This is a genomic window from Micromonospora sp. NPDC049836 (assembly GCF_044465125.1).
Taxonomy (GTDB): Bacteria; Actinomycetota; Actinomycetes; order Mycobacteriales; family Micromonosporaceae; genus Micromonospora.
Genome location: NZ_JBITLH010000005.1, coordinates 270,816 through 297,369, shown reverse-complemented (window position 1 = coordinate 297,369; position 26,554 = coordinate 270,816). Strand labels below are relative to the sequence as shown.

General features: G+C 66.6%; 27 protein-coding genes and 1 tRNA gene. 7 read left to right on the top strand and 21 right to left on the bottom strand.

Annotated features, from left to right (window positions below):
- Positions 1–161 precede the first annotated feature (161 nt).
- Both ACIBPB_RS16020 and ACIBPB_RS16015 read right to left on the bottom strand, forming a co-directional pair.
- The gene (locus ACIBPB_RS16020) at positions 162–710 is read right to left on the bottom strand and encodes a DUF2321 domain-containing protein (RefSeq protein WP_396840358.1); all 549 of its coding nucleotides are present in this window, start codon (positions 708–710) and stop codon (positions 162–164) included.
- A 324-nt stretch (positions 711–1,034) separates the two neighbouring features.
- Entirely contained in the window at positions 1,035–2,501 is a 1,467-nt protein-coding gene (locus ACIBPB_RS16015) for a P-loop ATPase, Sll1717 family (protein WP_396840357.1), read from the bottom strand.
- 182 nt (positions 2,502–2,683) lie between these two features.
- On the opposite strand from ACIBPB_RS16015, the gene ACIBPB_RS16010 reads away from it, so the two are divergent.
- Positions 2,684–3,328, top strand: a complete 645-nt coding sequence (locus ACIBPB_RS16010; RefSeq protein ID WP_396840356.1) for a pentapeptide repeat-containing protein — start codon at positions 2,684–2,686, stop codon at positions 3,326–3,328.
- Between the two features lie 25 nt (positions 3,329–3,353).
- Here ACIBPB_RS16010 and ACIBPB_RS16005 read toward each other — a convergent pair whose 3' ends face one another.
- From ACIBPB_RS16005 to ACIBPB_RS15970, 8 genes are all read right to left on the bottom strand, one after another.
- Positions 3,354–4,817, bottom strand: a complete 1,464-nt coding sequence (locus tag ACIBPB_RS16005) for a tyrosine-type recombinase/integrase (RefSeq protein ID WP_396840355.1) — start codon at positions 4,815–4,817, stop codon at positions 3,354–3,356.
- Positions 4,814–4,999 (bottom strand): AlpA family transcriptional regulator, encoded by a 186-nt coding sequence (locus ACIBPB_RS16000; RefSeq protein WP_018784531.1) that lies wholly within the window; start codon positions 4,997–4,999, stop codon positions 4,814–4,816. The genes ACIBPB_RS16005 and ACIBPB_RS16000 overlap by 4 nt, the downstream gene beginning before the upstream one ends.
- A complete protein-coding gene (locus tag ACIBPB_RS15995; protein ID WP_396840353.1) occupies positions 4,996–6,765 on the bottom strand; it encodes a replication initiator in 1,770 nt (589 codons plus the stop codon). The genes ACIBPB_RS16000 and ACIBPB_RS15995 overlap by 4 nt, the downstream gene beginning before the upstream one ends.
- A complete protein-coding gene (locus tag ACIBPB_RS15990; protein WP_013473705.1) occupies positions 6,762–7,322 on the bottom strand; it encodes a DUF2637 domain-containing protein in 561 nt (186 codons plus the stop codon). Before ACIBPB_RS15990 ends, ACIBPB_RS15995 begins: the two co-directional genes overlap by 4 nt.
- On the bottom strand, positions 7,319–7,510 hold the full coding sequence (locus ACIBPB_RS15985; protein WP_013473706.1) for a hypothetical protein: 192 nt from the start codon (positions 7,508–7,510) through the stop codon (positions 7,319–7,321). Before ACIBPB_RS15985 ends, ACIBPB_RS15990 begins: the two co-directional genes overlap by 4 nt.
- 5 nt (positions 7,511–7,515) lie before the next feature.
- The gene (locus ACIBPB_RS15980) at positions 7,516–7,770 is read right to left on the bottom strand and encodes a hypothetical protein (RefSeq protein WP_396840352.1); all 255 of its coding nucleotides are present in this window, start codon (positions 7,768–7,770) and stop codon (positions 7,516–7,518) included.
- Positions 7,767–9,383, bottom strand: coding sequence for an FtsK/SpoIIIE domain-containing protein (locus ACIBPB_RS15975; RefSeq protein WP_396840351.1), 1,617 nt, complete (start codon positions 9,381–9,383; stop codon positions 7,767–7,769). Before ACIBPB_RS15975 ends, ACIBPB_RS15980 begins: the two co-directional genes overlap by 4 nt.
- A 274-nt stretch (positions 9,384–9,657) precedes the next feature.
- A complete protein-coding gene (locus ACIBPB_RS15970) occupies positions 9,658–10,053 on the bottom strand; it encodes a transcriptional regulator (RefSeq protein ID WP_104113758.1) in 396 nt (131 codons plus the stop codon).
- A 227-nt stretch (positions 10,054–10,280) separates the two neighbouring features.
- Between ACIBPB_RS15970 and ACIBPB_RS15965 the strand changes: the two genes are divergently transcribed.
- Complete coding sequence (locus tag ACIBPB_RS15965) at positions 10,281–11,807, top strand: hypothetical protein (protein ID WP_396840350.1); 1,527 nt, start codon at positions 10,281–10,283, stop codon at positions 11,805–11,807.
- Positions 11,800–12,285, top strand: coding sequence for a hypothetical protein (locus ACIBPB_RS15960; protein WP_396840591.1), 486 nt, complete (start codon positions 11,800–11,802; stop codon positions 12,283–12,285). The genes ACIBPB_RS15965 and ACIBPB_RS15960 overlap by 8 nt, the downstream gene beginning before the upstream one ends.
- On the opposite strand, the gene ACIBPB_RS15955 is transcribed toward ACIBPB_RS15960, so the two are convergent.
- The 4 genes from ACIBPB_RS15955 to ACIBPB_RS15940 form a co-directional block, all read right to left on the bottom strand.
- On the bottom strand, positions 12,269–13,045 hold the full coding sequence (locus ACIBPB_RS15955) for a glycosyltransferase family 2 protein (protein ID WP_396840349.1): 777 nt from the start codon (positions 13,043–13,045) through the stop codon (positions 12,269–12,271). The two genes, ACIBPB_RS15960 and ACIBPB_RS15955, sit on opposite strands and share 17 nt — an antisense overlap.
- Entirely contained in the window at positions 13,033–13,854 is an 822-nt protein-coding gene (locus ACIBPB_RS15950) for a GntR family transcriptional regulator (protein WP_396840348.1), read from the bottom strand. The genes ACIBPB_RS15955 and ACIBPB_RS15950 overlap by 13 nt, the downstream gene beginning before the upstream one ends.
- Before the next feature lie 149 nt (positions 13,855–14,003).
- Positions 14,004–14,345 (bottom strand): precorrin-4 C11-methyltransferase, encoded by a 342-nt coding sequence (locus ACIBPB_RS15945; protein WP_396840347.1) that lies wholly within the window; start codon positions 14,343–14,345, stop codon positions 14,004–14,006.
- Positions 14,338–14,670 carry a hypothetical protein gene (locus ACIBPB_RS15940; RefSeq protein ID WP_396840346.1) on the bottom strand — a complete coding sequence of 111 codons (333 nt, stop codon included), beginning with the start codon at positions 14,668–14,670 and terminating at the stop codon, positions 14,338–14,340. The genes ACIBPB_RS15945 and ACIBPB_RS15940 overlap by 8 nt, the downstream gene beginning before the upstream one ends.
- Before the next feature lie 553 nt (positions 14,671–15,223).
- Between ACIBPB_RS15940 and ACIBPB_RS15935 the strand changes: the two genes are divergently transcribed.
- Together ACIBPB_RS15935 and ACIBPB_RS15930 are read left to right on the top strand one after the other, a co-directional pair.
- The gene (locus ACIBPB_RS15935) at positions 15,224–15,634 is read left to right on the top strand and encodes a GntR family transcriptional regulator (protein WP_396840345.1); all 411 of its coding nucleotides are present in this window, start codon (positions 15,224–15,226) and stop codon (positions 15,632–15,634) included.
- A gap of 585 nt (positions 15,635–16,219) precedes the next feature.
- Positions 16,220–17,287 carry a DNA-methyltransferase gene (locus ACIBPB_RS15930; protein ID WP_396840344.1) on the top strand — a complete coding sequence of 356 codons (1,068 nt, stop codon included), beginning with the start codon at positions 16,220–16,222 and terminating at the stop codon, positions 17,285–17,287.
- Here ACIBPB_RS15930 and ACIBPB_RS15925 read toward each other — a convergent pair.
- The 4 genes from ACIBPB_RS15925 to ACIBPB_RS15910 all read right to left on the bottom strand — a co-directional run bounded on the left by ACIBPB_RS15925 (position 17,266) and on the right by ACIBPB_RS15910 (position 20,949).
- Positions 17,266–18,669 carry a hypothetical protein gene (locus ACIBPB_RS15925; RefSeq protein ID WP_396840343.1) on the bottom strand — a complete coding sequence of 468 codons (1,404 nt, stop codon included), beginning with the start codon at positions 18,667–18,669 and terminating at the stop codon, positions 17,266–17,268. The genes ACIBPB_RS15930 and ACIBPB_RS15925 overlap by 22 nt on opposite strands.
- Positions 18,666–19,628, bottom strand: coding sequence for an McrB family protein (locus tag ACIBPB_RS15920; RefSeq protein WP_396840342.1), 963 nt, complete (start codon positions 19,626–19,628; stop codon positions 18,666–18,668). Before ACIBPB_RS15920 ends, ACIBPB_RS15925 begins: the two co-directional genes overlap by 4 nt.
- Positions 19,629–19,641: 13 nt before the next feature.
- On the bottom strand, positions 19,642–20,286 hold the full coding sequence (locus ACIBPB_RS15915) for a hypothetical protein (RefSeq protein WP_396840341.1): 645 nt from the start codon (positions 20,284–20,286) through the stop codon (positions 19,642–19,644).
- Positions 20,287–20,865: 579 nt separating this feature from the next.
- Positions 20,866–20,949, bottom strand: a tRNA-Tyr gene (locus ACIBPB_RS15910).
- Between the two features lie 146 nt (positions 20,950–21,095).
- Between ACIBPB_RS15910 and ACIBPB_RS15905 the strand changes: the two genes are divergently transcribed.
- Complete coding sequence (locus ACIBPB_RS15905) at positions 21,096–21,590, top strand: YajQ family cyclic di-GMP-binding protein (protein WP_396840339.1); 495 nt, start codon at positions 21,096–21,098, stop codon at positions 21,588–21,590.
- A gap of 67 nt (positions 21,591–21,657) precedes the next feature.
- Here the strand turns inward: ACIBPB_RS15905 and ACIBPB_RS15900 are convergent, their stop codons facing one another.
- Both ACIBPB_RS15900 and ACIBPB_RS15895 read right to left on the bottom strand, forming a co-directional pair.
- Positions 21,658–22,221, bottom strand: coding sequence for a dihydrofolate reductase family protein (locus tag ACIBPB_RS15900; protein ID WP_396840338.1), 564 nt, complete (start codon positions 22,219–22,221; stop codon positions 21,658–21,660).
- Positions 22,222–22,744: 523 nt separating this feature from the next.
- Positions 22,745–24,004 carry an MFS transporter gene (locus ACIBPB_RS15895; protein WP_396840337.1) on the bottom strand — a complete coding sequence of 420 codons (1,260 nt, stop codon included), beginning with the start codon at positions 24,002–24,004 and terminating at the stop codon, positions 22,745–22,747.
- Between the two features lie 272 nt (positions 24,005–24,276).
- Here ACIBPB_RS15895 and ACIBPB_RS15890 point away from each other — a divergent pair, with 272 nt between their 5' ends.
- Complete coding sequence (locus tag ACIBPB_RS15890) at positions 24,277–25,473, top strand: hypothetical protein (RefSeq protein ID WP_396840336.1); 1,197 nt, start codon at positions 24,277–24,279, stop codon at positions 25,471–25,473.
- Positions 25,474–25,539: 66 nt separating this feature from the next.
- Here ACIBPB_RS15890 and htpX read toward each other — a convergent pair whose 3' ends face one another.
- Positions 25,540–26,418 carry a zinc metalloprotease HtpX gene (gene htpX / locus ACIBPB_RS15885; RefSeq protein ID WP_357314373.1) on the bottom strand — a complete coding sequence of 293 codons (879 nt, stop codon included), beginning with the start codon at positions 26,416–26,418 and terminating at the stop codon, positions 25,540–25,542.
- Between the last annotated feature and the right edge of the window lie 136 nt (positions 26,419–26,554).

The window sequence follows — 26,554 nt, the reverse complement described above, 5'->3', positions numbered from 1 at the left end:
TCGGACCGCCTGAGGAGCGCATCGAGTTGCGCATGGTTCCGATCGGGCAGATTCTCAAGCTGACTTAGGAGGGTAGAAATAAGGTCTTGAGGGGCAGGGGCCATTAGACATCCCTTCATAGACTCCGGCTGGAAATTCGGGTTCGAACCATGAGCGCGCCATCATATGCCGAGCTGATTACGAATGGCTGCGGATACAACGGTCTCCGCGATCTTCTTCACCGGCTCAGAGCTAATGAACTTGCCAGAGCGATCCCTGATCTGGACCCAGAGCTGCCGCTCACGCTTCTCGTCCAGGACCTCACCCTCGCGGAGCTCCCGCAAGCGATCATGGATGAAGACTCGATCCGCCTCATCCATGTCCTCCTCATCCAGGATGTTCTCCAACTCGTAGATCCTCTCCTCGCGCGTCGCCCACGGATGGGCCGCGCCACAGCCATCGCAGAAGCTCGGGCGAGGAGACGGGTCGAAGCCGATCACTCCGGGGGCGAAGTAGTCCCCCCGGATCCGCAGTCCGCAACTGCCACAGGCCACCAGCACGAGCGCGCCGCAGGTGGGGCACTTCGAGTCGGCAGGGTAGGGCCGTCCCGGATCGAGATAACGGGTTTCGATGTGACCTCGCCGGCACACTGCCGCAGCCTGGTAGTAGCTCTGCCCGTTGTGAGAACGCGCGATGTCCTCAACAGGAAATCGAGGATGCAAGCCTTCCACCCCTGTCCGTGCCCGTTGCGTGCCCGTTGTGACGGACAGCGACGGTCTACGAAGTTTCGGAGAGGGGGAGACGACGAAGGCCCCTGACTTGCGTTTTCGCAGGTCAGGGGCCTGTCGCTCCCTGGTGGCGGGTAGAGGATTCGAACCTCTGTAGCTTTCGCGACGGATTTACAGGGGGCCCCGAGATACGGCGTGCGCACTGCCGCTGCGCTGGTGCTTCTCCCCGAGTAGCCTGAGCGGCTTAGCGTGTCGCCCACGGTTTGCCCACGGACGGATTACTTGGGTTGCGGCCGGCCCGCCCTTCGATCGACTCCTCAGGTCAAGTCATCCTTCAGAGAACGACCAGAATGATGGCTTGTCCAGGGTTTCGAAGATCTTGTCGATGTCGGTCGGTTGGAGCGCCCAGCGATAGGCGGGATGGACCTCCCAAGCGAAACCATAGTCAGCAAACTCACTCTGAAGGTATCGCTGTTCTTCGAAATAGCGACGCACGATTGTCCCATCGGCGCGCTCGTACCTTGCAGTCAAAAAGTTGATTTTGTACAAGAAGGCGGCCAGGTCTTTAGTAGACGCCAAGCTGCCCGGCTTGAAGCGAAATTGCCCTTGAGCCTCAACGCTCTTGATCTTCTTTAGGAGATCCGCCGTTGTGTAGACATAGCCGGATTTTGTCGTCTTCTCCTTTGTCGAAGGCTTCATATTTTCCAACAGGCGCCTGATGTCTGGAAGCTCAGACCGGAACTCGTTAATAGTGTCAAGGATGCGACCTTGAGAATACTCCTCGAATATCGCCTCATAGTTGGAGGTGTAGATGATCGGCGACTTCTTGGCGTAGGCGTTTCTTGCGGCCAGGCTGCAGAGTTTGACCAAATCCCGCGGCCTCTTCCTGATCAAAGACATCAGAACCTGATGCATAGGGGCATCGTGCCAATGCCCTTTCCCTCTGAAGGTTGGCTCCATTACTACAGACAACGACTTGGCGAGTTCCAGCTGGCTTCTGGCCTTCAGCTTCTCGTAGTCCAGATCGCGACCGAAGAACGTTTCGATACGCTTGACCAAGAGCGCGAACACCTCATGGTTTGTCCATGACTGCCAGATAACCGAACCTTCGATCTTGTCAGTAGACTCATCAGAGGTTCTAACTAGGAAGTAGACGTCGGAGCGGAGGCTAATCCGGAATTGCAGGTTGCGATCTTCGTTAACAAGGTCTCGGACCGCGTTCAAGAGAGCAGATATTCGCCGAATGTCAGCAGGCCGGCCTTCCCAGCCGCGATCCAGGTCATCCACAAATACATGCAGGGTGCGGGAAGCCAGAAATTCTTCTCTGACCCGCATGTTATCTAGGCTCGCCGAGGGTGCGTGGCCGGCGACGACTTCAGCAAGGGGCTCGATCACCGCTTCCGCAGCCTGCACTGCCTTCAGCGCAGAATCTGCTTTCATGCCCATCGACTGGGCGGCGCGCCTCGCAATGATGTTACGTAGCCCTATTTTCCATGCTCGAATCGAGCTTAGAAAGTCGGGCTGACCTCGTGCGATGTCTGCGACATCGTCAGGCTTGATCTGAAACGCTAGCCTTGAAGCGTCACGCAACTCTGCCATTGCCACGCGAAACAGAGCCGACTTCCCGATGCCTTTGTGGCCGACCACAATCCTCAGGGGAAGTGGCGTTACTACTTGATCGTAGGTTGAGGACTTGAAGTAATATTGTCGAAGTCGCGCAGGATCCTCGTCCTCGGCGGCTTCGTGACCGAAAAGACTCTGAATCACGTCCTCTGTAAAGTTGAGCATCGCCATGCTATTCTCACCCTCCGTCAGACGCAGGATCTTATCATAGGTCCACTGAGCAAGGTCGGGTGATTGTGAAAGCTATCCGGGCGTTGGTTCGCGGTCTCGCTCTCACTGTAATCGTAGCCGTCGCGTTGACGCTGTTGGTTTGGATTTTGCCTAGTATGCTTACCCGTTCACCCTCCGCTGGATTGACGGCACACGAGCATCTAAAAGCTATCAACGATGTGCGCGCTTCTCTGATCGCACTGCTTGCAGGGGTGGGGGTCGCCGCCGGAACGGTTTTCGCTGGACGAACCTACTTGCTTAATCGTTCAGCAGCGTATGCGGAGAGGTATGCCAAGGCCGTCGAACAACTGGCCTCGGATGGCTTAACTATCCGTGTCGGTGGCGTTTATGCCTTGGCCGCGTCCGCCCGTGGTCATCCTGGCTGGATTCAGCCCGTAGTCGAGGTCCTTTCTTCGTTCGTGAGGGAGGGGAAGCTTGCTGATGACGGCCGAGTTCGTCCGGATATAGCTGCGGCGATGCAAGTGCTCACGGCGGGAGCGCTAAAGACTTGCAACGCCGACCTTCACGGCGTCAATCTGCCGGGTGTCGTTCTTCCCGGAGCAGATCTCAGTCGCGTAAGAGCCCTTAACGCCAATCTTGGGCTGGCCGATCTTACGGGGGCAAATCTCAATGAAGCGGACTTCACCGGTGCAGATCTGCGCGGAGCAAAACTCAACGGGGCCTCCGTGCGAGGGGCCGTGTTCAAAGGAGCAGATCTCCGTGGTGCTGAGGTAGATGGCGTCCGTTGGTCGGCTGCCGATACTACGGATGCGCGCGGGTTGTCCTAAGTCGTTCGATCTCGGCGCTGCGGTTTTACTTATTGACGAATTCAGCGTGGGATGACCCGAGGGCCTCGCCGATCTTGTCGTTGATCGTGTCGTCTCCCCCGTCGATGCAGTTGGCGTAGACGCGGAGCAGGACGGCGACGCCGTGGCCCAGGCGCCGGGCGACTTCGGTCGGCGGGACGCCGGCATTCAGCCAGAGCGAGGCCGCCGCGTGCCGCAGGTCGTAGGGCCGGCGGACGAGCGGCGAGGCGACCTGCGATTCGGTCAGTGCCTTCTCCCGCGCGAGCTTCCACCACCGGTCGTAGACCGACTCGGAGAGCGGGCCGCCGTGCAGGCCCCGAAAGAACCGACCATCCGGGCCGACCCCGTGATTCTCGACGTGCGCGCAGAGCAGGTCGACGAGCCGGGGCGGGATCGGGACTGTCCGGGTCTCGGCCCTCCCCCGGTGCTTGAGTCCCCGCCGCTCGTGGGAGCCACCGTCATCGGTCCAATGCGAGCCGGCGCGCGGCGAGGTGCCGGCGAGCACCAGGCGGCCCCAGCGGTATTCGATCTTCTCGTGGTCACAGGACCGAGAAGGCTTGACCGCCGCCAGGTCGTCGAAGTCGGCCCCGCAGTCGGCGCACCGGCCCGACAGGTCGCAGTCTTCCCGCCGCAGGTCGGCCGCTTCCGAGGGCCGCATGCCCGCGTAGTAGAGGCAGCCGAAGAACGCGGTGACCTTGTCGGCCCGTTTGCCGAGAGATTTCACCGCCTCCAGCAGCGTGGCGACCTGAGCCGGGTTGGCCACCACCCGCCGGTCGATCGACTGCGCGACCTCGGGGGCGGTCCACTGAACCTTGTCGACCGGGTTGGAGTCGATCAGCTCCAGCTCGACGGCGTACCCGAGCACGTTGTAGAAGGTGGCCCGCTTCCGCTGGACGGTCGAGGCAGCCGCGGGCTTGCCGTCTAGGCGTACGCACAGGCTGTCCAGTACCCGGCGGACCATCGCTGGCGAGTCCAGCTCGACGACCGGCAGGGACGCGGTTTCCAGCCAGGCCAGCGCCGCAGCGTGCTCAGTGGGGATCTCGTCGGACCAGCGGCGTGGGTTGAGGCCGTAGAGGTACAGCGCCTCACGAAGTAGCGCGTCAGCCGGTCGACCCCGCTTGGCCGGGCGGGTCAGGGTCACCGTGATGGACGTCAGCGCCTCGACGATCGAGCGCCGGGTCTTGGCCGCCGCCCGGGGCCACTTCATCTCGACGTACGCGCGGCTGTGCGCGTACCAGGTGGTGGGGTTCTTGGTTCTGGCCTCGGAGACCGGGCGGCCGGTGGCCGGGTCGAAGGGCTCCCCCGCGTTGGCCGCCTGTACCAGCTCGGCGCGGAACGAGTGCGCCAGGGCCTTGGTACGGAACATGTCCTCGAAGCGCTGGCCGCTCACCGCCCAGCGGACCCGCCAGGGCCGAGCCTTCCGGTCGGCGCGCTTGCCGATCTCCCAGATCTGGACCTCGTAGCTCTTCATGCGGCGTCCTGCTCCAGCTCACCGAGCCACCGACCGAGCGCCGACCGGCGGACCCGAAGCTGCCCGTTCGGGAGCTTGATGACCCGTGGCCCCTTACCGGTCTGCCGCCAGTAGAACCAGGTCGAGCGCGGTACGCGCAGCTCGGCGAGCACTTCCGGCACGGTCAACAACTCCTCGTTCACTGCGTCCCCTCCCCGTCGTGCTGTGCGCTGTGCTGAGTTGCCGAAAGATCTGTGGACCCCTGCGCGGCCCGGTCCTTGGCGGCGAGCAGTTCGGACCGCCAGCGGGCGCGTTGGCTGATGGAGCGCATGAGCCGGTGGGCCAGCGGTCCCACGTCGGGGTCGTCGGGTCGGGCGAGTTCCCAGGCGTGCCGAATCCGTTCGGCGGTGGCGCCCTGGTCGTCGACGAGCTGCCCGCCGGCCGCGCCGCTGTCGGTGGTAGCGCCGAGCAGGGCCCGGACCCAGGCGCGTACGTCGTGCTTGTGGTCGGCGAGGGTCTTGCCGGACCAGTCGCGGGAGATGAGGATGCGCCGGCCGCCGATGCCGAGGGTGTCGCGCTGGTGAACCTTGCCCTTGCAGCGGCCAGGCTTGAGCTTGGCGTGTGCCTTCTTGGGCTGGACGCCGTAGAGCAGCCAGTTGGCGCACCGGTCGGTGCAGGGCGTCACCTGGAGTTGCTGCCAAAGCCGGTCGAGGTGCTTGCGCTGCCGGTCAGTAGTCGCCTTGTGGACGTCGCCGGTGTGCTTGGTGATGTACTTCGTGACGTACCGGATGGTCCGTTCGGCGTCCTCGGTGCCGGGCATGACGCCGCGGGCGTCGACCTGGGCACCGAAGCGGACGACGTGCACGGGCTCGGCGTCCGGGTCGTCGTCGATGGCGTCGAGGGCTTCGGTCCAGGTGGTCAGCGGCTCCCGGGTGTCGGGGTCGACCCAGGCCGCCGCCTGCTCGTCCCAGACGGGTAGCCGGTCGAGGGTGTAGCGCTGCATGTCGACCGCTGGCCACCAGACCTGGTGGTAGGTCGCCGCCGCCACGGTGCGGAGCACGTCGCGGGGGATGGTGCCCCGGATGGCGAAGTGCGCGTGTGGGGCGAGTCGGCGTTGGGGCTCGACGCAGCCGGCGTACTGAACGTTCCAGCCCTCACAGCGGCGCAGGTTCTGCCAGAACCGGTCGAGGAGTCGAGGAAAGTGGACTGCGTCCCAGGCTGCGCGGCGGTAGTCGTACCGGTCGGGGTTGAGCGGGGTGCCGTCGGGGCGGACCGGGCCGTACGAGTCGAGGGTGAGCGTGAGCCACATCGACGGCCGGAACGTCGCGCCGTCCGGAGCGGTGTAGGTCTTGCCGACGGTGCGCCGCTCGACCTTGCGCCGAGGTAGCTCGGGGGCGTCCTGACGCCGCTTGGTGGAGCGCTTGCGCCGGCGGCCCGGATCGTCGTCGGAGTCCTCGTCGGCGGTGGCGTGGGGTGGCCCGACGCGCCCGCGCAGGCCCTCGGCGGCGATGGCTTCCTCTACCTCGCGGATCGCCTCGTCGAGGTCGGTCACCTGGTCCCACTGGGCACCGCGTACGGCCTCGTCGCGGGAGAACTCCAGGTGTGCGCGGAACAGGATCAGGGACTTCTGCGCCTCGGTCGCGGGTTCCGGGCCGGGTAGCGGTTCGTCGTCGCGGTGCCAGCCCTCGCGGATCTGGGCCTGCCGTAGCCGGCGATTCTTCTTGGCGCACGGCGCGCACTTGTCCTCGCGAGTCGCGCCGCAGGGCAGGTCGATGACCTCGGCCAGGCCGGTGTCGAGGTCGGTGCGACGCATGGCGAGCGGGCGCACGCAGACGCCGTACTCGGCGGCGATCTCCTTGAGCACGTCGACCGAGCGGGGCAACGCCATGCGGGCCGCCCGCGACCCCGGCCGAGGAGCAACCGGGGTCGGGGCGGCGGGAACGAGGCCGGGCAGGGTGGGAGCGGTCATCGGATGATCCCGACGACCTGGGGTCGGTTGGGCTGGACGACGCCGAGCGGAGGCAGCACCGCGGCCGGTGCCGGGCGGACCGCCGGATCGGGCGCGGTCGGCTGCTGGGGCTCGGGCTCGGTGACAACTTGCTCGGGAACCTCGTAGGTCCAGTCGACCGGCGGTTGGTCCGGTTCGGGTGCCGGGGCGGGTGCGCTGGACAGGACGACCTTGACCAGGGCGAGGAACGCCAGGGATGGCACGGCGGCCACGATCCAGCCCCACACGGACGGTTCGGCTTCCGCGACCTGGGCGGCGAGGGAGAGCAGGGCGAACGCGACCAGGAGCACGCCGACCAGGCCGACCGGGCGACCGGCGCGACGGCGGGCGCGGATCTCCAGGCCGAGGTAGATCGCCATCAGCTCGACGGCTACCGCGTTGGCCCAGCCGATCCAGTCGGGCTGCCCGTGGGCCACGGTCAGATCGTGGACGTGGGTGAAGGCGGCGGCACCGGCCATGATCCCGATGGTGAGCAGGATCAGCACCCGGATGCCGGACTCGGCTCGGTGGCGGATCATTCGAAGTCGCCCTCCGGGATGCGGATGGTGACGGTAATGCGGATGCGCTGCCCGTCGAGGTCGTCCCGGCGGCGGACCATGTGCGCCAGGCCGTGCAGGGCGGCGGCGAGCCGGTCCGGGGAGCCGTCCAGGTCGATGTTCAGCGGCTTGATGCGGTGGGTGCCGAGGAAGAAGCGCTTGAGGGACATCGGGGCTACCTCCGGTCCGGAGTGACGCGGGTACGGATGTGGTCGGGTGGGTCGCCGAGGGAGGCGACCGCTTCGGAGAGGCAGCGCCACAACGCCCACGCCTCGTCGGGGGTCAGGTGCATGCGACGCCGGCCGCCGCCGACGGCGAGATAGACCGGGTACGGGTCGGGCCGGTCGGGATCGACGCGGACGGATACCGCCGTGCTGCTCGCGCCGTCCGGGTTCGGTGCGCGGAGCCGGTAGAAGGTCGGGGAGGTCACCGCGATTCACCCCCGTCGGCGTCGAGGATGTTGCGCAGCGCGTCCGGCAGCAGCGGCCCGCGACGCTGCCGGGGCAGGGCCGGCCGGACCGGTTCCGGTGTCGACTCGCGGCCGACCTGGGCGAGGATGTCCGCAGCGTCGGCCGGGGCCGCGTACTGCTGGGCCAGTTCCCGGATGTGGTCGTCGGTGACGTACGAGAAGCGGACCCGCATCGGTTCCGGGGTGCCGTCGAGGATCACGTACCCGGCGCCCTTGGCCCACCGTGGCATCTGGTCGGCCAGGGCGCCCCGGTTGCGGGCACCATCGCCCAACACGAGGTCGACCTGAGCCGCCTCGGTGAGGCCGAGCGCGATACGGGTCGGGAACAGGTCCCGGAACGGCAGCACCTCCTTGCGGGGGTCCTGCAACGCGGCCACCACCAGGACGCCGACCCCGGCACCCTGCGACAGCAGCAGCCCCAGCGAGCCGGCGATGCGCTTACGCAGCTCGACGTCTTGCAGGTACGCGGTGAGCGCGGCCATCTCATCGATGACGACCACGACCAGGGGGTCAGCCTCGGTCGGGGTGTGCACCCGGACCGTGCCAGCGAGCCGGGTCTGCCGTTCCCGCATGACCGCCACGGCCTCATCGAGGAGGTCGGCCATGGCCTCGAACGACTTGCAGGCGAACCGGGCGAACAGCGGCCGTCCCATGGCGAACTCCATGCCGCCCTTGGGGTCGATCACCCAGAGCCGGACCAGACCAGACGTGATGCCGCCGGCAAGCGCCCGGACCAGTGACCAGAGCACCGAGCCCTTGCCGGAACGGGTGGCCCCGCCGATCAGGACATGCGTGGCGAGCAGGTGTAGGGACCAGGTGCCCAGGTCTTCCCGCCGAGCCAGCGGCAGCGCGGTGAGATCGGGAACGGCCGGGGCGTCGAACGGCGCCACGACCGGCCGCAGGGCATCGGTGCGGACGAGGACCAGGTAGACCACAGTCGGCCGATCCCGGAACCGCAGCCGGTCCACCCACCCCAGCAGCAGCGCCCAATAGCCGGTACGGGCCGGCGGGTCGCCGGGCCGCTCGGAGTAGACCCGGGCGTGCCGCCGACCGAAGGCGTACGCGAGGTTCGCTGTGACCCGTTGGAAGTCGGCCGGGGTCTGCCCGCGGACCATGCGGATGGTCAGCACATCGAGGGCCTGATCCGAGCGCACGCGCAGCAGCTCGGGCAGGACGGCGCGACGGTCGTACGTCTCGGCCAGGCCGCAGAGGGTCATGGCCTCGCGCCACGCCCGCCCGTACACGAAGACCTGACGGAACCGGCCGAGCAGCGGCCCGGCGCACCACCGCCACCAAGACGCCTCATCGCGCCACCGCCACACGGCCGACACCGCCGACGCCAGGACCAGCGGCACGACCAGGCCCGCCCAGCCATAGTCGGCGTAGAGGACGACGGCGAGCACGACCAGGCCGACGGTGACCGGGTGACGCAGGCACCACCAGCAGCCCCGAGCGAGCCAGCGCAGCAGCAGGCCGAGCACGACCGCCCACATCGGCAGGACGAACCGCTTCGGCCGGATCACCATCAGATCCCCGGCGGTCGTGAGCACCACCTCGCCGCGCGGCCGGCGCATCATCGCGCACCCCGCAGCGACACGAACCGGCCCGACACATCCCGGACCGGAGGGAACGGGAAAACGAGCTGCCCGATGCAGAGCGGGCAGCGGTCAGCCGTCCCGCCAGCCGGGTCGAACCGGGACTGACACACGCCGCACCGAGGCTGAGCCGGGGCAGGCGAACGCCTACGCTTGGACACGTCACTACCTCTCTCGACAGAGCAGGGGGAAGAGACAGAGGGCGGGGCTGCCGTCCGCCAAGACCTGACAGCCCCGCCCCCACCTGATGCGGCTACGCCGCCGCCTTCTTGGCCACGCCCGCCGGGGCCCGCATCCCGGTCGCCCGCAGCGAGTACGCCATCCGGTTGTTGTTGGTCACGTACGGCGTGACCGTCATACCCTCGAACTCCACCGCCTCGAACGGCGCACCCGTGGGCGGGACCGGCTGGTAGTCGGCGGAGATCTTGACCGTCGTCTCCCGGGAACGCTTGCCAAGCTCCGGGTCCAGGTCCATCACGCGGACCTGCCACACCCGCTGGCCGGTCAGCTTGTCCTTCGCCGGGCTACGCCGGCCGGTCTTCTCGTCGTAGTCCTCGACCTCACCCAGGGACTCCGGGACAAGGGCGCATCCCGCCGGGAACACGTCCTCACAACGCACGGCGAACCTCGTACCGCCACGCAGAGCCATCGCTCAACCTCCAGGTTGTTGGCATGTCTGCCAAGTTGAGACTCCAAGGTAGACGGTACTTGGCAGACAAGTCAACAGGTTGAGCACTGACATGGAGCTGCCACCAACGCGGGGCGCCGAGGCTCACACCAATCCCGCGACGAGTGTCAGCCAAAGGCGGGTCAGCTTCGGGGATGAATGCCTTTTGTTCCGATATCGGATAGTACTGAGCAACAGGTTTCGCTCTCATGCCGTATCGCCTGATCCCGTGGCTGCTTAAGATTGAGAGCCTAGGATGGCGAATCAGTTCTGATGGAAAGTGTTATCTCTTGGGCATTGACGAACCATCGACCGAAATCGAGCCCAGCGAGGCGCCCCTGGCGTCGGAGATGGAGCTCGACAACCTAGACCCTCAACTGGAGGCACACCCTCATCTGCCTGCCATTGATGAGGCAACCGAAATCCTTTCCGCTTCCGGTTGGTCCATATCCAATGAGGATTCCGGCTACTATGAAGTAAAGAGCAGGCCTAACGCGGAATCCGCCGCCAAATGCAGTGCCATAGGTGTAAGATTGCTTGCGCACGAGAACTCATTTGGCTTTACGCCGACCGACAAGCACATCGGGCACATCTCTGCCGACAGCAAATATGTGGAGTTTGTCCTAAAAAGCTTTGAGAGTAGACTCGGGCGACGCCAGATTCACCTCGATGCGGACTGCCCCCATGACGTCAGAAGCAACGAACATCCTTCGCTTTTCCCCAATGCGCAATCGAACCTAGGCATCGCGGAGCCGGGCGCCGCAATCTGGGCTCACGTACATAGCCCCCGCGCGAGGACTTGCATTGAGATTTCAGCCGCGAGCGCGAGTGTGGCACTTCAGTTACTTGAGGCTGAGGGACGTTGGGGGAACCCATGGTCGCGAGACGGCCGAGAGCTGGCGCGCTTCTATTCAATCAAGGTTCGATTTGAAAACGATCTTGGACGCTCGGTGGCGCTGCTCGTAGCGGAAGAACTGGCTCGATCAATGCTCTTCGAAGCTGCGGCTTCGGTACGGGTATCGACAAGCCTCCTACCCAGGATGGGCCGAGGCCTGCACCATGCCCGCATAGCCTCGCGCCCCGTCAGCCTGCGCTTTCCCGTCGCGCGCTTCAACGATCAGGCCGCCGCTCTTTTCCAGCTCGCCTCCGATCGCTTCAATCAGACGATCCTAAATCGCTACGTTCTCTACTATCAAAGCATTGAATACTACTTGCCGCTGCATGACCGAAGGGCTGCTATCCAGCAGATTCGGCGAGCACTACACTCCCCACTCTTCAGCTTGTCGGATGACGAAGATGTACTGGGCCTAGTTGGGGTCCTAGGCAGGCAGTCATCTAAGGGTGAACGCGAATCTTTCGTAGATTTGGTTGCTGACTCCGTTGGATCCGACAGGATAATGAACTGGCTGACACAACTCGAAAGATCCGTACCGGAACATTTTTCAAAGAAGGGACCCATTAAGCACGTCACTAACCTTTCCTCTAAAGACACATCGCGAGACATCGTTAAGCAGGTCGCGAATCGGATTTATGACATCAGGTGTCGGATTGTCCACTCTAAAGCCGGAGGCGGCAAGGAGGGCGTCGAAGCGATCTTCCCCGGAGATCACGAAGCCAACGCCATGCAACCGGATTTGGAGCTTCTGCGAGTGGTGGCAATAGAAGTAATCTCCGCATTCGGGTCATCGTTAGCTCTTGCCTCCACGATGGGCACCGACGTGCAGCATGATGCATAAGGCGAGTTTTCCTGGGTACGAGGTCGGCGTGAATGAGAATAAATACAGGAAGTCGGTTGGCGATGAGCATTCGCGGCCGGACGGGGTCGATGACACGACCGTTGAGGCGCTGGGCGAGTTAAGCAAGGCACTGGAGACGATCCACCGCGTACGCGGTCACCTGTACTCGGCACACCAGCTCGTTGGCGGCGCGGATCTCACCCTCGACCGGGTGACGAAGCTGCTGCGCGAGGCCGGGCACGGCGAAATGGCCGACCGGGTCGAGCACGAGCTGTTGGGGCGCAACCTGCTGCCCGGCCGTTGGACCTTCCAGATCATGGAGGAGTTCGATGATGGCTACTACGCCGCGTTCCAGGAGATCGAGCGGGACGCTCGGGAGAAGCTAGCCGGCGGCCGGCGGCACATCTACGAGGCGGAGATGAAGGAGCGGCGGCGTACCCACGGCATGCCGGGGCACGAGGCTACGCCAGAGGAGTGAGCGGTAGACCGTTCGGCAGCATCGAGGCCAGGGCGTTGGCTCTGGCCTCGATGATCCTCATTCGGGCTTGATACTCGGCCGGTTCCCGGTGCGCGGCCTGGCTGGTGACCTGGCCGGGCCACTTGCGGTAGAGCAGCCCGTACTCGCGGGTGAAGTAGCCGGCGCTGACGGCGTTGGCGGCGAGCAACAGTCCCGTGTCCTCGGAGGCGGGAAGCGCCATCCAGCCGCCGAGGGCGAAGACGAGATCCCGCCGCAGGCACAGCGTCGCCGGGTGCACCGATGCCCGGTAATCGTTGGCTTGCCAGAACGAGAGGACCGCACCGCGGTCAACGAGGCCGCCGGCCGGGTCCTTGTCCCATCCGGCGGTTGACCCGTCGGGCAGCAGATCGAGTACCCGCGAGGTGGTCCAGCCGATCTGCGGGTGCGCGTCGAACGCGGCAATGTCCCGGGCGAGCGCGCCGGGGGTCAGCTGGTCGTCAGCGTCCAGGACCTTAATGAGGTCACCCGCAACCCGGGAAAGGGCAAGAGTACGGGCGACGCCAGGCCCACCGGGGCGGCCGGTGCCGAGACTGATCCGGGGATCGTCAGGCAGCGCGTCGACCAGGGCGCCGGTCTGGCCGTCCTCCTGGACGAGCCATTGCCAGTCCCACCCGGTGGGCATTTCCTGCTTGGCCAACGACGCGTAGGCGCCAGCAAGGTGCTCGATGCTGGGCGCGTGGACCGGGGTGATGACCGAGACGAGCTGCGTCAAGTTTTCCACCGTTGGAGTTTGTGGGAGTAGACAAGCTCGGTCCGGTCGCCCGGCATCACCACGTCGGCCACCTCGACGACTCGACCGGTGGTGTCGATTGAGGTCTTCCGCACGGTGAGCACGGAGACGCCCGGGTCGATGTCCAGCAGTTCGGCCTCATCCGGGGAAGGCGGACGTGCGCGAATCTCGTCGTCGATCCGGTCCAGCTCGATGCCGAGCGTGTAGAGCTGGTGCTGCGTGCCGCCGGGCCATGGTTCCTTGCTCTCGTCGAGCAGGTCCGGGTTCGCGGCCACCAGGTCATGCGGCAGGTAGGAGTACGACACGGTCAGCGGTGCGCTCTCGTGGCGGGAGGAGGTCCAGTAGACCCGGCGCAGCAGCGGCGTGCCCGGCTCGACCTGCAACGCCGCCGCCATCTCCGCATCCGCCTCCACCCGGGAGTACTCGGCGTGAAACTTGAGGTCGTCGACGGTCAGGCCGGTGTCGTGCTCGGTCGCGCCGGTCTTCATCCGCTCGGCCTCGTCGAGCAGGACCCGGTCCTTCTCCCACTGGTACCGCTCGCTGTTGCGACGCCGTACCCGCTGCCGAGGTGCCCGGACGTAGGTCCCGCGCCCCTGCTCGGCCCGGACCAGGCCCCATTCCCGGAGCTGCCGGATGGCGTTGCGGACGCTGGTGCGCGACAGGCCCGACGACTCGGCCAACTCGGTCTCGCTCGGCATGAGGGTGCCCGGGGCCATCTCTCCGGCCATGATCTTTACCCGCAACTCCTCCGCGAGTTGCAGGTAACGAGGGCGCCAGTCCCGGCCATGCACACCGGTCACCGTACCCCCTAGACGTTCCAACGTCTGCCAGGTGGTCCCGCCTGCCGGCCGCTCGGGAACCGACGGGACCGTTACCGCTGCTCGCGGCGGCTGCCCACGACGTGGGCCAGGAGTACGGGGAACGGCGACGCCCCGACGGCTGCCGGAGTTCATCGCCCCTCCCCCGGCCGATGGCCCTGACTGACCGGTGCCCGCATCACGTTGCGAGCGCGCGTCAGCTCGTCAATCAGCCGGTCGAGCTGCGCCGCCGAGAGGAGCACGGTTTGCGTCGCGCCGTAGCGGGTCGCGTCGAGCTTGACAGCCAGGTCCCGACGCGCGAACCGGTCGATGAGTAGCTGAAGGCTGACCCAGCCGGTCCGCTCCCGGCCGATGGTGGCGATGAAGCCGCGGTGCATCGGGTCGTTCGGTCCGCAACCTCGGCACCATCCCGGGCATGCGACGGACGGGACCGACGGCGGGGCGCTGTCGGTCATGGGCCGGCCCTCACTCATCGCCGGCTCCCTGGTCGCCGCCGGCCTGCTTCAACAGACCGCGCAGATGCTCGACCAGTTCGGCCACCTGGGACAGCGACAACTCTGCCCAGCCGTTCCCCGCCCGGCACGTCGAGTGCACAGCGACCAGCGGCGCCAGGGCGTCAGCACCGATGAGGTAGGTGACGACGCCTCCGCTCGACCGGACGTCACCGACCCGGAACATTGGGCTTCGGTGACGCCGGGCCATGTGCGCCATCAACGGCGGCACCAGATGGCCGCAGCGATCCGGCGCACACCAGCCCGGGTGGCTCGTGATCTCGGTCGGCTTGTTCGTCCGCCTCATCGCGGCCACCGCCCACCATTGCCCCGGTAGGACTGCGCCAGCGTCATCAACGGCGCGTACCGCAGCGTAGGCAACTCCCGAGTCGGTCCCACACCCCACCAGTACGTCGGCACGGCATTGGTCGGCGTGCGCCGCATCGGCGAGACGTTGCTGTCGGTGGCCACAGCCGGCGGACGCCTCCCGGACCACCAGGACGAGAACCAACCGCGCCGACGATGAGAGCCGGACATCGCACCTCCACAGGTAGGCGGGGACCGGTGGCCAGCCACGGGGGAATGCAGCCGGCCACCGGCCCGGATGAAGGCACGGCGCGCCGTCCGACACAGACGGGTCGGGTATCGCCGAGCCAACTTGTACGCGCGGCTACCGCAACCGGTCCGACAGGGCGCCGCGCATCAGGTGCGACCAGGGCCGGCGCGGCACCACCCCTGATACGAGCCGTCACCCTGGCCGCACACCGGGAAACGTACCTACAAGTGGACGTGTTGTCCATACGTCGAAACGGGTCACTTGGTTGGCACTTGGTAAGACAAGTGCCAGGTACGGTGAACCCGTGCCCACCCCGCACTACGGACAGCCCCGCTACCGCGTCATCGCCAACGAGCTGCGGGAGCGAATCGAAAGCGGCGTCATCCCACCTGGCACCCTCTTGCCAACAGAGAGCGTCCTCATAGCCGAGTTCCGGGCAGCCCGCGGCACGGTTCGGAAGGCAATAGCTGCTCTGCGGGAGGAAGGCCTAGCCGCCACCGAACACGGCAGGGGCACGTACGCGAAGGCTCACACCTACGACCATGCCGACCAGCCCGAGACGAGGGAGCGGAAGATATCCGCCGATACGGACCTCGCGGCCCTGTTCGAAGTTGAGGTCGGAACGGCGCTGGTTGAGCGGGTAACCGTCGTCCGGCGGGGAGAGCAAGTCGACACGATCATCAGGGTCTATCGGCCAAGCTCCACCAACTCATAGCCGTCGGACCGCGGCTTTCATACCTTTCCAAGGAGCCCACTCCGCAGGCCGTCGCGCCGCCTAGCTGGACCGGGCCGGATAGGCACGCCAGCCGATGCCTCGGCCATGCCTGGGGAAGGTCGGTCAGACGCAGGGGGGTGCTCCGCCTTGCCCGGGCAAGCCCTGTCCGCCCACGGCATGGACGGAGGCCGGCGGGAGGGTGGGTAGGCATGGTGGGAGTTCCGTGTTCGCGAACAGGCCGTAAGTTACGGCTCGGCTTGCCGGCACAGCGCTCGCAGTAGCGCACCCCTCAACCAGACGCAACGGCGAGCAACGAGGCGCACAGACGTCAGCGTGACTCGCCGGGACGGTGCTCGACGACCACCGGCCCTACCGGATATACATGCTTCGAGGACTGGTCGACCGACTGGATATGATCTTCACGGATGTGTCCGGCAAGGTGACGGCCCTGCCCCAACCTCCGCATCGATCGAGCCAAGGCAGCAGGAAAGGGAAGCCCGCATGACCCGACACTACAGGACTTCTCCGGTGCCTCCGTCGGAGACCGATGCGGAGCCGGCCGCAGCCCGACCGAACCTTGGCACTGTGTCCGTCACCCAGCTTGAAGACTGGGAGCGCGACCTACTCAGGCCTCAGCTCACCTTCACAACCGGCGACGCCCGCAAGACCGGCCTTCCGAAAAACTCAGTCGATCTGATTGTCACATCGCCCCCGTACTGGAACAAAAGGGACTACGGACATGCCGATCAGATCGGGCAGGAGGCGACGCCCGAAGCGTATGTCCACGCCATGCTGGTATGCCTTGAGGAGTGGAAACGTGTTCTCCGGCCACACGGCTCGGTCTTCTTGAACGTCGGTGACACCTATTTCAAAAAGTCGCTTCTCGGCATTCCTGGCCGCATTGAGTGGGACGCTGTAAACAGCGGTGGTTGGCTAGTCCGCAACAGGATCATCTGGGCCAAGGAGTCCGGCATGCCAGACCCAGCGAAGAACCGACTTGCCAACCGCCACGAGTACATCATTCACTTGACTCCCCGCGCGGACTACTACTATGACCTTGTCGGGTACTCGGAGTCCGTCGGCAATGGCGCCAACCCGGGCGACGTTTGGATGATCAACCCTGAGCGCAACATGGGTGCGCACCTTGCCCCGTTCCCGAGTGAGATAGTGCGCCGGGCAATTATGCTAGCCGCGCCGCCGCAGGTCTGCGCGACCTGCAACGTGCCGCGTCGCCGAGTGTTCGAACGCACAGCAGAGCTCGATCCGACGCGCCCGCAGGCGAAGCGGGCGATGGAGTTGGCCAAAGAGTACAAGTTAACGCCAGATCACATTCGCGCAATCCAGGCTTTTGGCGTCTCGGATGTCGGCAAAGCCACCAAGTTTCAGAATGGCACCGGGCGTAATAGTCTCGAAGTGCAGCGGCTTGCGATGGAAGCGAAGGCAGTGCTCGGTGGCTACTTCCGTGAATTCACCTTCGCCAAGAAGCGCACAGTTGGCTGGACTGACTGCGGGCACGGCACACCCGCGCGTGGCGTAGTCCTTGACCCCTTCGCTGGCACTGGGACAACTTTGAAAACCGCAAATGCAGAAGGCCGCGACGCGGTCGGTGTCGATCTAGTACCCCTAATGAATCAGACCGAGGTCGGCGGCTGACCGATGGGTAGCCCGGCGAGGCTGGCCATGGTCGACGCCATGTCGGCCAGTGCTTCATCGGTGCCGTCGTCCGTAGACAGATCAAGCCTGTAGTCGTAGACGTCGACGGAGCGCACGCGACCGACGTAAACGAGCCCCTTCGTACCCTTGAACCACGGGTGGATTAACACGGTGAAGTTGAGGCCGTAGCGCAGCGCGTAGGTGACTGCCTGCTCGACCTCATCACGCTCGGGCAGGACGTCTTTCGCTTTTGCATTCTTACCGTGAACTGTATTTTTGACCTCGGCTATGAGCCGGAAGCTGCCGTCGGTCCCCCGCAGGACGACGTCGGGCTGCGCCTTTCCCGGATCAACACTAGCGAGCGCGTTAATCGGCGTTCCGAGGGGCGAGGGCAGAGGGTCTGGCACATCGTACAGGTCGACTCGGCCCTCGGCGTTTCCGTCGAGGACCTCCACCGGCCAAGACTGTCTGGCTGCATCTTTCGCCAAGCTGACGCGAACAAAGTTCTCGAACAGCTTATTGGTGTCGATGAGGAGCGAACTCAATCGCACGTCGGTGCCGCCAAGTTCCAGCCCAATACCGATGCCACGAAGGATCACGACCGACAGGTCAAGCGCCGATCGGTAATAGGCGCGCGAGTCGGGCAGTGGCGTCAGCCCGAGCACCACTGAGTCATCGAGAAACCGGAATTCGGGGTCTTCGCCGACCTCCTCGAAGGCGAGCAACTGTCCAGCTAACCGGGCGAGCTTTGCGCGGTCGCCCTTCCGCGGCTTCGCCTTTGACTTCATCAGATAGGCGTGGACCGCCTCCATTGCCGCCTTGATACAGCGGTTGACCGGGGTGTCAACGGTGCGCTCGAACCACGAGTAGGCGGCTTTGTTCGGCACGGCACGCGCGGTGAAGCGCTGCATAGTCTCAGTGAAGTCGATGCGGCCATGTGGGAAGTGGCCCTGATCTTCACGGCGCTCATAGGACCGCATCATGCCGGCGTCGAGTAGCTCATCTAGGTAGTCGAGCAAGGCGTCGGCGTAGACGTTCATGGCCCAGTCGTCGGCAGTGCCGCGGCTGGAGTACTCGCGGAAGGCGGATAGAGCCAGTACGTCATGCCCAGTCTCGATTACCATGCGCGTCAAGTTGGCGATCGGGACGCGAGGCTTAACTCGGACAATGACTCGGTCGTTTAGGGGGATGACACCGACGTATGACGTAGCCTGGAGCCGAAGCACGCCCCTGCGGAAGCTCGCCCGGAGGATATCCCGCCCGTCGATCTCCGAGTTCAGGATCAACTGGTGATCGTCATTCAGCCAGAGCGCTGCGTCGATCTCGATACTGTCGTGTTCAGCGCACTCCACTATGACTAGGTTCGCGGCGGCTTCGGTCACTTCGGCGGCTCAGGTGACGGCTGTCCGGTCGGGGCAGTTGCCAGTTCCGGCGTTGGAAAAATATGTGTCCATGCCGTCTCCAGATCGGCCCGGGTACTCTCGTCGCGGCGAAAGGCTCGCTGCACGAGGTACTTTAGCTGGTACTCCCAGATGTCCCGAAGAGATGCCTCGTCCGTCGCGTTGGAGAAGTAGGCGTGTCCCACTGAGGCGGCAGGGTTTTTCCGGGCATGCCCGTTGATCCGTCCGAACCAGCGAATCACCCCTGCCTTGAGCTCTTCCTCCATCCCGTTGTCATCGAGCATCTCCTCTAGGACACCCCTGTCCGGATCCATTGAGATCTTGGCGAAGCGCCGCTCAAAGGCAGCGTCAACGTCGTCCACTCCTCGATCGAAGGGATTCATCGTCGCCAGAATGACTAGGTTGGAAGGCACCCAGATCTCTATACCGTTGGCGATGGTGAAGCGCAATTCGCGCTTGCTGCGATCGACATATGTCAGCGCCTCGCCGAACACCCGTCCGACATCGGCGCGGGACAACTCATCGATGACGAGGACGTAAGTGTTGCCCCGATCCAGATGCGCGGCGGCCGCCAGCCTTAGGAACGGTCCCACCTTGAATTCAAACCCGCGTGGCGTAGGAGCGAATCCGAGCATGAAATCTTCATATTGATAGCTGGCATGGAACTGAACAAATGCGCAGCGAGCCTTTTCGCCGCCTGCAAGCGCCAGCGCCGCCGCGTGAGCAAAAAACGACTTGGAGGTTCCCGGCGGACCAGTGAGGATCACGCCACCGTAGATGCCGGCAAGGCGGGCGATTTCCTGCACACGAGGGTGATCTCCAGGGATTACTGGCGCGTCCGGAGCAGAGGAGGCATGACTGATCTCCGCCTTCGCCGTTGCGCCAAGACCCAGGTCGTCGGCGGTCAGCGTTCGAACATTGGGGATGAGTTTCTCAAGCATTGGCCGCCCTCGGTCAGGCGTTAACGGTGAAAGAGGGATCTGATTCTGCGAACCATTCGAAATCAACGTTCATTGGCACGTCCGTCTTGAATAGGGTCGCGAACTCCTCCTGTACATCGTCGGGATAATCAAATTTCAACCGGAACGCTGCGATCAGGTCACTGGGACCTGCAGCGCCTGAGATGATGAAGCCGTCGTTGCGCAGAAAATAGGCTCCCAGCGCGAGCGCCGAGACCGGTGCTTGGTAAAGCAATTCGCGCAACGCTCGGTCGACGTGATCCTCAGGAAGTGCGTACCCGCCGGTCGAGAGGCCCATCCATCCGCCGCCCTTGAGGCGGTAGATTGAGCCTGGTGACCAACTACCAGGAATGTTCTCCGCGCGCCAGAAGCTGGACAATAGTTGCCCTGGATACCGCTTCCCGCGGTCTATGAGCGGAAAGTAGTACGGCTTCGCCGGGTTGCCAGGCATCCGGATCAGGGCAAGCAACTCGTCTGATGACGCAGATGCCTCGCCCAGCTTCCCTGCTCGCTGCTGTTTGCGCAGATGGAGGTACATTACGAACGTCGGGTGCAGCCGCTGGGACGCGAGAGTTTCAATCCCCCAGCGCACGGCTTCGGCTGTCAGGACGTGCATCGGCGTGTGTTCGCTGTCAGGCACCCGATGAGCCTAGCGATGCATCCACAGTTGCCCCAGGCTTACATGCCCCAGGCTTACACCTTTGCCGATTTGGTCTGTTCTGGATCAAGGCGCCGCGCTCCGCGCGTCGCGGGGCGGTAACCCGGGCCGGCGGCAAGCCGCCCCGGCTGCCTTCGGCGCCGGGGCGGAGAGCCACCGACTGCCGCCGGACGGCCGCCCCTAGTCTGTTGATCCGGCCGGCGCCACGATCACGGCCAGGCGGTACGGAAGCCGAACCGGTCGACCTCGTCGACGATCAGGGCTTCCGACTGCCGCGCCAGTCCAACCCCGGGACTGGCTTGCCCCCGGCCCCTCTCTCGCAGCCTGCGACATCTCACCGCGGTCCCCTCAGCCGACCGCTACACGCACGGACTCCGCCGGACCGGACCCGGACACCAACCCCAGCGTTCGCAGCCCAGAAGAGCCCTCAGAGGGCAAGATCGACCCGCCCACCATCTGCCCACAACCAGTCGTAGACGGCTGGACCAAGCCGGACCCGACCGGACAAACGACAACGGCCCCCGATCAGCATTTCTGCTGGTCAGGGGCCGTTCTCGCACCTGGTGGCGGGTAGAGGATTCGAACCTCTGTAGCTTTCGCGACGGATTTACAGTCCGCTCCCATTGGCCGCTCGGGCAACCCGCCAGGGCACACCACCGCGTCGCAACGCGGCGGCGGAAGCAAGGATAGCGGTTGTCCCCCGGGCCGCCGCAAGCGGGTACCGTCAGGGGGCCCCACCCGGTCAGGGTGGGATGGAACAGGACAGACCGCCGGACAGCAGGAGCATGAGCATGGCAGCGAACCCGTCCTTCGACATCGTGAGCAAGGTCGACCGGCAGGAGGTCGACAACGCCGTCCGCCAGACGGAGAAGGAGCTCGCGACGCGGTTCGACTTCCGCGGGACGGGTGCGGAGATCTCCTGGTCGGGCGAGGAGGCGATCAGCCTCCAGGCGGAGACCGAGGAGCGCGTCCGGGCCGCGCTGGACGTCTTCAAGGAGAAGCTGATCAAGCGGAACATCTCCCTCAAGTCGCTGGACGCCGGCGACCCGCGTTCCTCCGGCAAGATCTTCAAGGTTGACGCCAAGGTGATCCAGGGCATCGACTCGGACAAGGCCAAGGCGATCAGCAAGAAGATCCGCGACGAGGGCCCCAAGGGCGTCCAGGCGCAGATCCAGGGCGACCAGCTCCGGGTCACCGGCAAGAAGAAGGACGACCTGCAGGCCGTCATCGCGCTGCTCAAGGGTGAGGACTTCGGCGTCGCCCTGCAGTTCACCAACTACCGGTAAGTCGGCTCCGGCCGGCCTCAGGACGAGGCCGGCCAGTCCCTGTCACCCGGGCGCCCAGATCACGTGGTCAGTGGCCGAGCGGGCGGTACCGCAGGTGGACGACGCCGTTGCCGAAGCGGCGCTCGTCGAGGAGCGCGAAGTCGGTGCGCACGTCGGTGGGCAGCCCCGGCTTGCCGCCGCCGACCGCCGTGGGCCAGACCAACAACTGGCACTCGTCGACCAGTCCGGCCCGGATGGCCTGTGCCGCCAGGTTGGCGCCTCCGATGGCGATGTCGCTGCTGGCCGTGGCCCTCAACTGGCGTACGGCGGCGGGGTCGAAAGTGCGCTCCACGCTGGTGGCGGCCGTTGACACCGCGGTGAGCGTCGTGGAGTAGACGACCTTGTCCGCCGCTTGCCAGACGCGCGCGAAGTCAGCCATGAGGCTGGACCGCGCGGCCAGGGAGGGGTCGGTCTCCCAGACCGCCATCTTTTCGTACAGGCGCCGCCCGTACAGGAGCGTGCCCACCGACCGCAGGAGGTCGGTGGTGAACGTGAACACCTCGTCGTCGGGCGGGAACCAGGCGAAGTCCCCCTTTTCGTCCTCGATGTAGCCGTCGAGCGACACATTGGTCACGTAGATCAGCTTTGCCATACCTCTGCCTCCCGGTGCGCGTAGGACCCGTTGGGGACGTCACCCTCGCCTGCTGGCTGGGCGTCACGTCCGTTCCGGGACCGGGCAGACCTCTCCGCCCTCGCCCGTACTACGAACGACTCGGCCCGGATCCGACGCCATCCCGAGAGAAAGTTCCACGGACTCCGCTGCTGTCGCTGACCGGCGTCCTGAGCGGCTCCAGGATGGCATGCCCAGCGACGGGCGGCCCGCCCAGTTGCACGCTGAGACAGCCGAGCCCGGAGCGGCAGCCAACTGGCGCCCCTCGGGTGCAGCTGATCTGTAACGGATCAACTAAACCGACGATGCCGGGGAGGCGGTCCGGCCCACCGCCGCCGGCTCCCCGGGCGATCCGTGCGGGGAGCCGGTCAGCGGGTGAAGATCAGCAGCAGCACCACGGTCAGGATCGCGCTGATCAGGATCGACCCGAGACAGCCGATCCGGTTCGAGAAGAAGAGGAACATCCCGCCCGGGTACCCATCGGAACGGATGTGATCCGTCCCGGTCAGGCGGCCACCGGCTGCTCGGCGCGGACCGCGGCGGCCTCGGCGCGGGCGATCGGGCCGGTGGGGAGCGCGGCGACCGCGGCCCCGACGGCGACCGCCGCGCCGGCGAAGACGAAGGCCCACGGCACGCCGCCGGCATGGTCGACGATGAGGCCGGCCACCGCGCCGCCCGCGGCGCTGGCCGCCACCGACATGGTGACCACCCAGGTGTACGCCTCGTTCAGCATGCCCGTCGGGGCGATCCGGCCGACCAGGGTGTTCTCCAGGGTCAGCGCGGGGGCGATGGTGGCCCCGCCGATCACCAGGGCGACGCCGAGCGCCACCGGGCCGGGCATCAGCGCGAAGACGCCGAAGCTGGCCGCCACGGCGCCGAGCAGCCAGGCGAACTGGCGGGTCATGTTGGCGGCCGGCGGGCGTACGCCGAACCAGAAGCCACCGGCGGCGCTGCCGATGCCCCAGACCGCGAGCAGCACGCCGGCCAGGCTCTCCGGGTCGCCGGTGCCGGCGGTCCCGGCGAAGGCCGGGACGATCACGCCGGCCGCGCCGAACGCGATGCCGATGGTGGCGATGCAGAACAGCAGGGCCGGGAAGCCGCCGACCCGCAGCGGGCCGAGGCCCTTGGCGTGGTGCTCGCGCGGATGCGGCCGCCAGCCGCGCATCACCCGGCCGAGCGCGACGGCGGTGGTGCCGACCAGGGTGACCACGGCGGCGCCGACCAGCGCGGCGGCGGCGTCGGCGAGCAGCACGAACGCGGCCACCAGCAGCGGACCGAGGACGAAGACGACCTCGAAGAGCGAGGTCTCCGCGGCAAGCGCGGTGTTGCGCAGGTGGGCCCGGCCGGAGGCCGGGGCGGTGAGGTCGTTCCAGGCACCCCGGAGGGCGGCCGTGAGCGGCGGGTAGGTGGCGCCGGCGACGCCGGCGGCCAGGTAGATCAGGCCCAGGTTGCCGGCCCCGGAGCGGCTGGCCCCGAGCAGCCCGAACAGGGCGAGCGGGTGGGCGACCGCGGTGGCCAGCAGCACGGGGGTGGGGCCGACCCGGTCGGCGATCCGGCCGGCCACCGGGCTGAGCGCGGCCCCGGAGAGGGCGTAGACGCCGCCGGCGACGGCGGCCAGCGCGTACCGGTGGGTCACGTCCTCGACCACGAGCAGGAGCGCCAACGGGGTCATGCCGATCCCGAGCCGGCCGACGATGCCGAGCACGAGCAGCATCGGCGCGCCGGGGATCCGCCAGACGCCGAGGTATTGGCGCAGTGCGGCCAAGGGTGCACCTCCGGTAGGGAGTGGTAACGAGTGGATTTCCCTCCGACCCTAACGCCGCAGGTCGCCGGGGAGATGGTCGGCTGGCTCACACCACCGTCCGGGGCGGGGGTGCTTCGACAGCGCGGAAAGGGTAGGTTGCTGATCGAACTGGGTCCATGGCTCCGCAGACTCCGCCCGACGCCGTACGGAGGTTTGATGACCGGCACCGCTGTCGAGTCGCCACCGGTCGGGGCTGGGCCCCGGCGCGGCGGGAAAGCGGACCAGCCGAGCCGATGACCGACGCCGACGAACGGCTCGCGCCACCCCCCGGCTACCGGGCGCTGTTCCGCCACCCGGTCGCGTCCCGGCTGGTCATCGCCCGCGGCGTGTCCGAGTTGGGCGACTTCGTGGGGCTGGCCGCGCTGCTGCTGCTCGCCTACGACCAGACGCAGTCGGTGCTCGGCCCGGCCGCCGTGTACGCCGCCCGCGCGCTGCCCGCCCTGCTGGTCGCCACCGTGTTCAGCGGCTGGCTGGACGTGCCGGCCCGGCGCACCATGCTGGTCGGGCTGTCGCTGGCCGGGGCGGCGCTGATCGCCGTCCCCACGGTGACCCCCCGGGCGCTGCCGGCGATCGTGGCGGCCGGCCTGCTGGGCGCGGTCCGGGCCGCGTACTCGAGCGTGAACGTGGCGATCGCCGCCGAGGCCGTGGACACCCCGCTGCGGCTGCCGCTCTTCGGCCTCTCCGCGTTCGCCAACCAGGTCGGCCAGGTGACCGGCCTGCTCGCCGGGGCCAGCGTGACCGTGGCGCTCGGCCCCCGGGTGGCGCTCCTGGCGGACCTCGTGTCCTTCCTGATCGCCGCGGTCATCCTGGCCGGGCTGCCGGCCGGCGGGGGGAAGCACCGGACGGCGCGGCCCCCGGCCACCGCGGGCGTACGCACCATCGCCGGCCATCCGGTGCTGCGCGGCGTCGCGGTGCTCACCCTCGGCACGGTGCTCTCCGGCGCGCTGCCCGAGACCCTGGCCCCGGACCTGGCGGGCGGCGGCTGGCGCCCCCTCGTGCTGGCCGCCGCGCCGCTCGGCGGCGCGATCTTCGTGCTGGTCGCCGGGCGGCGGGCGTGGCTGGGCCGGGTCGGCGGTCAGGTGGTCGCGGTCGGGGCGCTCGGCGGGGCGTTCCTGCTGGCCTCGGCACTGGTCGCCGGGCACGCGCCGGTGTGGGCGCTGGCGGCGGCGAACGCGTTGATCGGCGCGGGCGGCGGCTGGCTGATCGGGGCGCAGGCCACCTTCGCCCGGCTCGCGCCGAAGGAGCGGATGGGGCAGGTCGAGGCGACCATCGTGGCCTCGAACATCGTCGTCGCCGGCTGCGGGATCTTCGTGCTCGGCAGCACCGCCGAGCTGTTCGGCCCGGCCGCCGCGTACCTGGCCGCGGGAGTGGTGCTGCTGGTCGCGGTGCTGGTCACCCGCCCCGATCGGCTGCCCGGGGCCACCGCCTGAGGCACCGTTCCGGCTGCGACACGACTCCGCCCGCGTCCGGGCGGACGCGGGCGGAGGTCGCTGGGATCAGCGCTGGAACTGCACCGGACCGGCGTTGCCGGCCATCTGCTCCAGGCGGGCCACCCGCTGTTCCATCGGCGGGTGGGTGGCGAACATCGCGGCGATGCCGCCGCCCCGCTTGAACGGGTTGTCGATCATCAGGTGCGCGGTGCTGGTGAGGTTGCCCTGCGCCGGCAGCGGGCGCAGCTGCGTACCCGCGTGGATCTTGCGGAGGGCGCTGGCCAGCGCCAGCGGGTCCCGGCTCAGCTCGGCCCCGGACTGGTCGGCCTGGAACTCGCGGCTCCGGCTGATCGCCAACTGGATCAGGGTGGCCGCGATCGGGCCGAGGATCAGGGTGAGCAGCAGCACGGCCGGGTTCGGGCCGTCCTCGTCGTCGGAGGAGCCCAGCGGGATGAACCAGGCCAGGTTGGCCAGCATGGTGATGATGCCGGCCAGGCCGGCCGCCACGCTGGAGATCAGGATGTCCCGGTTGTAGACGTGCGACAGTTCGTGCCCGATCACGCCGCGCAGCTCCCGGTAGTCCAGGACCTCCACGATGCCCTGGGTGACGCAGACCGCCGCGTGCTGCGGGTTCCGCCCGGTGGCGAACGCGTTCGGCTGCGCCGTCGGGCTCACGTAGAGGCGGGGCATCGGCTGGCCCGCCTGGGTGGAGAGCTCCCGCACCATCCGGTACAGCTCGGGGAACTGTGCCTCGCTGACCGGTTGCGCCCGCATCGAGCGCAGCGCGAGCTTGTCGGAGTAGAAGTAGGTCACGCCGTTCATCAGCAGCGAGATGACAACGGCGATGACGAGCCCGCCGCTCCCGCCGAACCAGTAGCCGACCGCGAGGATGAGCGCGGTCAGCAGGCCGAGCAGCGCTGCGGTCTTGAAACGGTTGTGATGCACGATCGCTCCTTCGGTGCGCGGGCCCGCGCGGGGACCCGCTGACCGGTTCAACACACCGGTACCCGTCAACCATCCGGCCCATGGCTGAAAGTTGGCTGAGGAATCCTGTGTGCCGGCTGTGCAGGTCGGGCACCGG